General features: G+C 42.1%; 8 protein-coding genes. All 8 read right to left on the bottom strand.

Features of this window, described 5'->3' with window-relative positions; all coding sequences use genetic code 11:
• Positions 1-825 (bottom strand): transporter substrate-binding domain-containing protein (locus G632_RS0116975; RefSeq protein ID WP_022770730.1); only part of this gene is annotated, 825 nt, incomplete at its 3' end.
• A 115-nt stretch (positions 826-940) separates the two neighbouring features.
• The gene (locus G632_RS0116970) at positions 941-1,840 is read right to left on the bottom strand and encodes a DMT family transporter (protein WP_022770729.1); all 900 of its coding nucleotides are present in this window, start codon (positions 1,838-1,840) and stop codon (positions 941-943) included.
• A 54-nt stretch (positions 1,841-1,894) separates the two neighbouring features.
• Positions 1,895-2,608 carry a sce7726 family protein gene (locus G632_RS0116965; protein WP_022770728.1) on the bottom strand — a complete coding sequence of 238 codons (714 nt, stop codon included), beginning with the start codon at positions 2,606-2,608 and terminating at the stop codon, positions 1,895-1,897.
• 23 nt (positions 2,609-2,631) lie between these two features.
• The gene (locus tag G632_RS0116960) at positions 2,632-4,014 is read right to left on the bottom strand and encodes an ATP-binding protein (protein ID WP_022770727.1); all 1,383 of its coding nucleotides are present in this window, start codon (positions 4,012-4,014) and stop codon (positions 2,632-2,634) included.
• Between the two features lie 135 nt (positions 4,015-4,149).
• Positions 4,150-5,160: a hypothetical protein gene (locus G632_RS0116955; protein WP_022770726.1), complete on the bottom strand. Its 1,011-nt coding sequence runs from the start codon at positions 5,158-5,160 to the stop codon at positions 4,150-4,152.
• Between the two features lie 11 nt (positions 5,161-5,171).
• Positions 5,172-5,462, bottom strand: coding sequence for a Lar family restriction alleviation protein (locus tag G632_RS0116950; RefSeq protein WP_022770725.1), 291 nt, complete (start codon positions 5,460-5,462; stop codon positions 5,172-5,174).
• A gap of 44 nt (positions 5,463-5,506) precedes the next feature.
• Positions 5,507-6,196 (bottom strand): YoaK family protein, encoded by a 690-nt coding sequence (locus G632_RS0116945; protein ID WP_026489192.1) that lies wholly within the window; start codon positions 6,194-6,196, stop codon positions 5,507-5,509.
• Between the two features lie 14 nt (positions 6,197-6,210).
• Positions 6,211-8,349, bottom strand: a complete 2,139-nt coding sequence (locus G632_RS0116940) for an ATP-dependent helicase (protein ID WP_022770723.1) — start codon at positions 8,347-8,349, stop codon at positions 6,211-6,213.
• Positions 8,350-8,362 lie beyond the last annotated feature (13 nt).

Genomic DNA, 8,362 nt, shown 5'->3' with positions numbered 1-8,362 from the left:
GAAGTACTTATATTGGAATAGATAGTCTCCGAAAGTATACACATAAAGATCTCTGGTCGTGTAATCAAGGGCTATAGCCTGCTTTTTGGTTTCAGGAATAGCTGCAATTCCTTCGTTTAGAAGTTCAATTCGTTTTTTTCCCTCTGGGGTTTCAAGAGTTCCGGCACGAAAATCCATTGAAAACATGGCAGAAGGCTGTACTTTAAGATCCTTATAGGATGGCTTTTGAAGCACATAGCTCCACGCATATGAGTTATGTAAAAGTGCATCTACCTCTTCATTTCTAAGCGCTTTAATGCAATCAGCCATGGAATTGTAAAGGTTTATCGTTATTCCAGGGTATAACTGCTTTACAGTTTCTGCTACTCCGCCCTGTGATTTTAGCATGCCTACTCTGATGGTATTTATGTCAGAAATAGAGTGCTTATCTGTAGTCACAAGGGTAAATGGGGTCTGGATGAGATTGTCCGATACGATGGTCGCTTGACCAGATGCACTTGAAACAGCACTTCCAAAGGGCATAACAAGATCGTACTCAGTACTATCAAGGGCTTCCTTAAGATTTGATTCACTTATAGCTTTGAATGTGACATTGAAACCAGCCTCTTTGGCAGCGGATTCCATAAGATCAACGCCGATTCCTGCAATCTCGCCGGTGGCTGTATCAAGATAGAACATAGGACATCTATCTACAGGCACACCAATTGTAAATACTGTAGCAGGAGAATCAGACGAAGCAAAAACAGGCGTCAAAAAGACGCCCAGACAGATTACCAGGAAAAGGAGGGCTATGCTGATAGTAGTATAGATCCTTTTTGATTTCATGATACACTCGCCTTATCGTTGTACTTTGCCTTAAATGTTCATATTTAATTCTATCATTATTATGTTAATATTCGATAAAATATGAATAACAAAACGATAAAAGCAATCCTTTATTTTAGCTTTGTTTTTTACCAAACAATGTTATAAGCCACAGCATAGCAAAGATCAACAAAAATCCCAATGCATCAAATACAGTAAACGACGTTCCAAGCACAGTAACGGAAATGATTGCTGCAGTTATTGGCTCTGCGAAGCTATACAAGATTGCCTTTTGTGGGCCTATCTGCTTCACACCACTGATATACAAAGTAAAAGCGCAGATATTTCCTATGACAACAACAAAAGCGATACCAAGTAAGCCCATAAATCCTGGCTTATAATCTATAGTCCATGTTCTGAATAACAGCGCAGTTGCGATGCCTCCCATAAGGAATGACCATCCCTGGGCCACAATGACCGGTATGTCATCTGAAAGCTTTGGTGCAAGAACGTTGTAGACCATAACACAAAACGCACTTCCGACTCCTGCAATAAGCGCCGGCGCTGAGACAGACATGTTATCTATACTTCCATGAGTAGTTAAAAGAAATACTCCAAGCATCGCCAGTATGATTGATATAACCTCAAAAGCCCCCGGCTTTCTTTTCATGGTTATGCAGGTATATCCCAGAATAAAAAGAGGTGCCAGATCCTGTAAAATCGTTCCTATAGCTGCATTTGACAGCTCAATCGTAAGGAAATACAGGAACTGACAGGCCGATACGCCCAGAACGCCATATACGACCATAAGAACCGCCCTGTTTCTGGTCTTCCAGGGATTAAGAGTTGTTTTACCATATTTTATAAAACAGTAAATCAGTATGAGTATTCCCGATACTCCAAGCCTTATCGGCACCAGCCATCTGCTGTCCATCCCCTGAACGTCAAATAAGTACTGCCCCACGGATCCGGACAACCCCCAGCAAGCTGCTCCGATTATTGTAAGAAGAATGCCTTTGATATTTATCTCTTTCATGTTTTCTGCGCTTTCTTCGCAGTTGCACTCTTTATACTAACTGGCGATGCCATCTTATCTTCTCCTGCGTCTTCTCTTGGTCTTTTTAGTAAAGTTATTACTCTTTTCAGCCTGTTCTACCATGAGTTCAAGCTTTTTCTTAGGATCAGTCTCTTTTTCTATAGCCTTCTGAAGCTCTCCCTTGCGGTACTCTGTAAGGGTTTCCGCCACCTTGCTGTAGTCTCTTTCAAAGAGAATATTGCTGATAGTACCGGACAGGGCCTCCATAGTAACAATATCCGGAACAAGAGCGCTGATCTTATCAATTACAAAAGACTTGCTCTTTTCCTTGTACTTTGCCATTCCATACTTTTCCTGAATAAGAGCAAGCTCAGGTCTCCAAAGGATCTTAAGCTTATTCTCAAGCTTCATGTTTGGGTTGGTTTCAGGCTTTCTTAGCATGTAAAAATCAGGTACTCCATCCACCTCTTCAACGGTGATTATGCCCCAATGCACCGGAACATGCTCTTTTATATGGATCCCATGGCTGGAACCAACTACAGCAATGTTGTAATCATAGTACTTGTCGTAGTCCTTTACCTGAGTCACCAACCTTGCATAGGTATCAGCATCGCTCTTTATCTCAATACCAACGAGGCTGTCTTCTGTAACCATCACAAGATCCGCTCTGGAGCGACCCATGGTCTTTTCTTCAATTATCCGGACTTTCCCATATGTATCCTCAAGGAAGTCAAAAAGCGGTTCCCGAATATCTTTATCTTTTAGCATTATTCTGCACTCTTCTGGGATGTTCAATACATATCATCAATGCCGATTAGCATGCACGTTCCCGCATTTTCCTTTACGTACTTTGTAAAACCACCAAGAGAAAAAATACATATCACTGGAGCTGACGCAGGTATGTATTTAATTTTGTCCATGAACCATTCAAACTCTTCTTTATCGAACGGGGAATTCTTAAACTTACACTCGCCAACCAACATAATGTTCTTGTCGTTCTTTCCAAGAAGATCGATCTCTATCTGCATCTGCTCCTTGTTCTCATCAAGAACTGATGCCTGATAATCAGTTATCTCTGTCAAAACCGGCAATCCATTAAGTCCGGCATTCAATATAAGATACTCTTTAGCCATCTTTTCAAATACTTTTCCCATGAAATCATGCAGATGTTCCTTAACATTGGAATGATAATATGTTTCTCCTCTGCCTGCATTTATGAGACTGGTTGCCCTGTTAACATATCTAAACCAAAATTCCAGCATGCTATCATTTAGTACATAGTACGGCTTCTTAGACATCCTTTTTTCCAGTATTTCTGCACCAACAAGGACCTTTAATGGATACGTTACATCATCAGAACCGATATAAGTGGCTATTTCTCCATTCTTTGTATGCCCTGTAGCCACCGCCGAAATAATCGAATTATAAAGAGCAGGGCTCTGTTTTTCGCTTGAAACAACCGTCTTAACCTGCTCTTCAGAGAAATAACCTCCTACAGAGTAGAACTGGTCTATAATGTTCTCTTCTAATGACAAACTCGTATCAAATTGTTCTAGATATTTCGCTACACCATTCGTTAGCCCATAGCATATAGCTTTGTCTTCATTCGAAAATCCCTCGAGGAAATCTGCTGTCTCCAGATAATTGAATGGTCTGAGCTTAAGCTCTAAATTGCTTCTGCCATGTAATGGAGCAGACTCTGCAAGTACCTCTTCTTTCATGAAACTGACAAGAGAACCACACAGAATAAAAAACAGATTCCCCGTGTTCCACCTTGTATCTATGGTCTTCTGCAGAACTGACTGAATATATGGACATTGCTTTGCCAGATATGGGTATTCATCTATAAAGAAAACTATTCTCTCCCTTTCAGCCTGTCTGCCGATGAAATCAAATAATTTCTCAAAACTGTTAAAGCTGATATCTCCAAGCATATCCGGTGCTAGCGCCGTAAGGACAGCCTCTGTCATCATTGACAGTAATTCAGACTCTTCTCGCTCGACTGCTGTGAAAGAGATGCTCTTACAGTCATGATCCTGAATAAACTTATTAACCAGTTTCGTTTTGCCTACTCTTCTTCGGCCGTACAAAACCGTCATTACAAAGCCCTTTTGTTTGAATTTTTTATCAAGTATCTTAAGCTCAGCAGATCGACCTCGGAATATATCCTTCATGTTTATCCTCCATCCACCTAAATGCAATTAACCGAAATCAATTTAGCCCAAATCCATTTCGGTTAATTAGAATTATATACAGTTTTTCCCAAAAAGGCAAGATGTCCTGCAGTTTAGTCATTTCTGTATTCATCTTTAATACTTAAAAATCTCTTTTCTTAGTTCCAGATATCTTTCAACCGATATTTCCTCGTCTCCAAAATGGCATACAGCAGCATCCGCAGTAAACTCTACGTAGTCCCAGTATTCAGCTGTAAGCGACGTAGATTCTACGATTGCGCCATTCCCATTGTACTGGTCCATCAAAAAGATCTCTCTGCCGCCATGAGAATTGTCCACGTGACAGATATATGTCTTTCCATCATATTCCGCGTAATACAGCTGCCCAGCAGTTCCTTCTCCCTCAGCGAGCTGATAAACTCCGCCGTCCCTTGCATCCAGGTATTTGCCGCCATAGGGTCCGTTTAGAATAAGCTCATTAACTCCGTCGTTATCAAGGTCTACTCTCTCGCCAACAGAATAACTGTCCCACTCCTCAGGGTCTTGTGGCAGATCAGGTATCCAGAAAGAAATATCAGTCCCGTCCTCGTAGACTGCATTGACAATAATTTCCCCGTTTATAGCCTGCTTAAACAGAGCATCTGCTTCTTCAGGTGTGGCAGATCCTGTTGAAGACTCAATGCCTGATACCTTGTCCGCTTTATCGTAGGAACTGCCATATGAGTAGTCACTCCACTCACTATATTCCCTGTTTTCACCGTCTCCCCGGTAAGCTCTTACCTTAATCCTGAAATCAAAGTCATCCTGCGCTCCGGTAACATAAGAGGTATCAGTGATAACAGATGTGCTATCCTCGGTCACTTCTCGATACTCATCTTCTTCACAAAACTTATTCTCTTCGAGGACTTCGTAGCCATCTGCACCATCAACAGGATTCCACTCAAATACAACGTTTATGGCATCTTCTCCCGGCTCCATCACTCCGTCCTTTACTACCGGCGCCTGAAGGCTCTCTTTTACTGAATCCTCCGCAGTGGCAGTCTCTATTGCTGTTTCTTTACCCGACACATCTGCAGGCTTGCTGCCACAACCTGCAGACAATACTGTAATAGCACCTATCAGCGCAATAATCTCAACTTTTTTCATACAATCTCCTCTCAAACCCTGTTATTCCAATATTTTAATGCTTCATCTATGCTAAGATAATAATACTGCGAGTGATTTCCAAAGCATTTAGATGTGCCACACTTCACACGATAAGTCTTCATTTCCCATAAGATACTGGGGTCTTCTTCTGTTCCTCTATTCTCCCTGGCTTCAGCTCCCTCTGGTAATTCATCCAGGCTGCTACAAAAGCCATATTTTGCATAACTCTGCGCCAGCCACGGTTTCTCACCGCAGAATGGGCATGGTTTTAAGCGATCATCCTCTATCCTGGTTACGTTCATTATGGTCTCCTCTCCGTTAAACATGTACCTAGACTGCAGCAATATCAGTCTTTATCAAGATCCATAAGAAACGAGCAGATGATTAACAACACACAAGATACGAGGATTGTCTTTTCCATGTATAGCTCTGATAGATTGCCGCCAAATCCGGCTCCTATTGCAAAAGTCACTATCACTGCAAAATAGTCTCCTGCTTTTCTGATATCCTTAACATCCTTGGTCTTAAGATACTTGGAAAAAGACACCACTCCGCTCCTTATGTTTCCGATGCACATGGTGCTGGCATACACATTTCCATGCACTTTCTTAAAGGACTGCACCTGCAGCGCGCAGGAAAAAGAGATGAGACAGTTACAGAGCATATTCAGGTTTTGCGGAAGAAATGCCGCAATCAACATTATCAACGCTTCTACAGCTACTATCCCCTGTCTCCAGTGTATCTTTTTCGCATTCCGATAATAAAAGCCTACGTTATCAGAGATAAATATACCTGCCATGAAGGAAAACAGCGGAAACAGGTACATCAGTCCTCTTTGCCACAGTCCCTGCATGAGATAAGTGCTCATAAGCACTACATTTCCGGTCTGAGCATTGGCAAATACATTATCCCTCACCATGTAGGTGTATGCGTCCTGAAAACCGCCGCTAAATGCCAGGATAAGATTCAGAAAAAGAGCTTCTGACATCTGCTCCTGCTTTGTAAAGATCTTTCTTATCCGTTTTCTTACTGTCACCTTACCATCGCCTCTCACTCTATTACCTTCATCCCTGTCGTAAAAGCAAAGGGATACATGAATATCCTCTCATTCCCAGAATCAAACTCCACGGTAAACTTCATAGGAATCTCATCGTCATCCCAAACAACATCAGTAATGGTGCCTTCTCCGTACCTGGGAGATGATATACGCTCACCTATAATAAGACTATCCGGGACATTATCCTTACTTGTAACCGCGGGCCTATTCTTTAAAAGAGGAGTCGGCTTACGAAGTACATTCTCCTTCTTCCGTTTTACCTTCTCTTTCTTTATGGGCTTTTGCTCAGGATTTATCTCTGAGACAAATATGGAAGCCTCATCGCCGTACTTGAATATGCAGAGCTTATCCTTTGCCCTGGTAATTCCAACGTAAAAGATCCTTCGCTCCTCCTCATAATCACGCTTTTCCTTTGGGGAAGCCGACTTAAAGCCAATGATCTTACTTGGGAATACACCATTTATTACGTCCATCAGGTACACAGTGTCATACTCAAGGCCCTTGCTGGAATGTATGGTAGAAAGTATCAGCTTGCTTTTGTAATTGACCTCACCATCAGTAAGGATCTGGCGCAGTTCTTCAAGCCTTTCAAGAAATCCTTCTATCGTAGGCTCATTCTTAGATATCATCTTCAGGATAAAGAGCTTGTTGTCATCAATATTGTTATCCCGAAGGTAATCCCCATAGCCCATAAACCTGTCCATCCTGTTTATGGCTTTGTAGGTAGATTCTGAAGCCATATTTCTAAAATGCGTCCTAAGGGCCCTTACGTTGCCTAAAACATGTTTATTTATATCTACATACTCTGCAGCATCCAGAATCCCTATATGCCTATCATCCGCTATCCTGCACATGGCTTCAGCGTCAGGTTTACGAAGGAAGGTCTGGAACTTGAAGTATATCCTCATAAACAACTCGGGATCTGAAGGGTTAAGGCAGAACTTCAGGATATTTACAGCATCTACCACTACTCTGTGTGTAAAGAAAGCCATGTCTGCATTCTTTATCCTGTAAGGAACATTTTCCCTAAGTAGCAGATCTACAAGCGGCAAAATGCTCTCATTATCCCTATAAAGTACTGCTGTCTGGGTCTTTACGTCTTTTGCCATCTCCAGCAGGTACTTATACTGAGATTCCCTGGTACTTAAGGATATAAAGCTGATGTCGCTCTCTGCCTCCCTTGTAGCGCACATATGCTTTTCATGACGGCTGAAGTTCTTTTGAATGAATCTGTCTGCCGTTTCTACAATCTTGGCATTGGACCTGTAGTTCTTGTCCATGATAAGGACTTTGGCTCCACGATGCTCCTTCTCGAAATGAAGAAGCGCATCAGGATATGCTGCTCTGAATCCATATATACTCTGGTCCTCATCCCCTACCATAAACAGATTGCCCTTTTCACCTGACAAAAGAGCTATTATCATATGCTGAACCTTTGAGGTGTCCTGGGCTTCATCCACACAGATATAGCGATACTTATCCCTGTAGAACTCTAATAAATCTTTTGAACCTTTAAGCATCCTGTAGGCATAGATCATCTGATCATCATAGTCCATAAGACTTCTGGCCTTGAGCTCACGATTGTAGCTCTCGTAGATATCCAGAAGCTCTATTCCTTCATTTTCACCCAGCTCTTTAATCTCTTTAGGCTCGAGCATCATGTTCTTGCAGTAGGTGATAAGCGTCCGTACTGTCTTTATATCGCTCTCTGTGGGGTACTCCTTCATGATCTTCACAAAGATGTCAGTAAGGAGCTTACCGGAGATCTTTTCGTCAGTGATAAGCTCAAATGAAGTCTTGCCGATAAGTCTTCCATAGTGAGCTATGATCTTGGCACATATTCCATTTATGGTCCTGAACTCAAGCCTGTCAGAGATATCCTCTCCAAAAAGAGCTGTAAAACGTTCTGCCATATCCCTCGTAGCTGCCACTGTATAGGTAAGAGTTAGGATATTTGAAGGATCAATCCCCTTAACATAGAGCATGTATCCAAGTCGATTGACCAGAACCGTGGTCTTACCGCTCCCTGGAACAGCAAGAAGAAGCACCGGTCCTTCCGTGGCCCTGACAGCTTCCAGCTGCTGAGTATTTAGTTTGCTTCCATATTTGGCTATAAATTCCTGATCTGTCATTATGATTCCTTAT

It is taken from the genome of Butyrivibrio sp. NC2007 (assembly GCF_000421405.1).
GTDB lineage: Bacteria > Bacillota > Clostridia > Lachnospirales > Lachnospiraceae > Butyrivibrio.
This window is presented reverse-complemented; position numbering and strand designations above follow the sequence as displayed.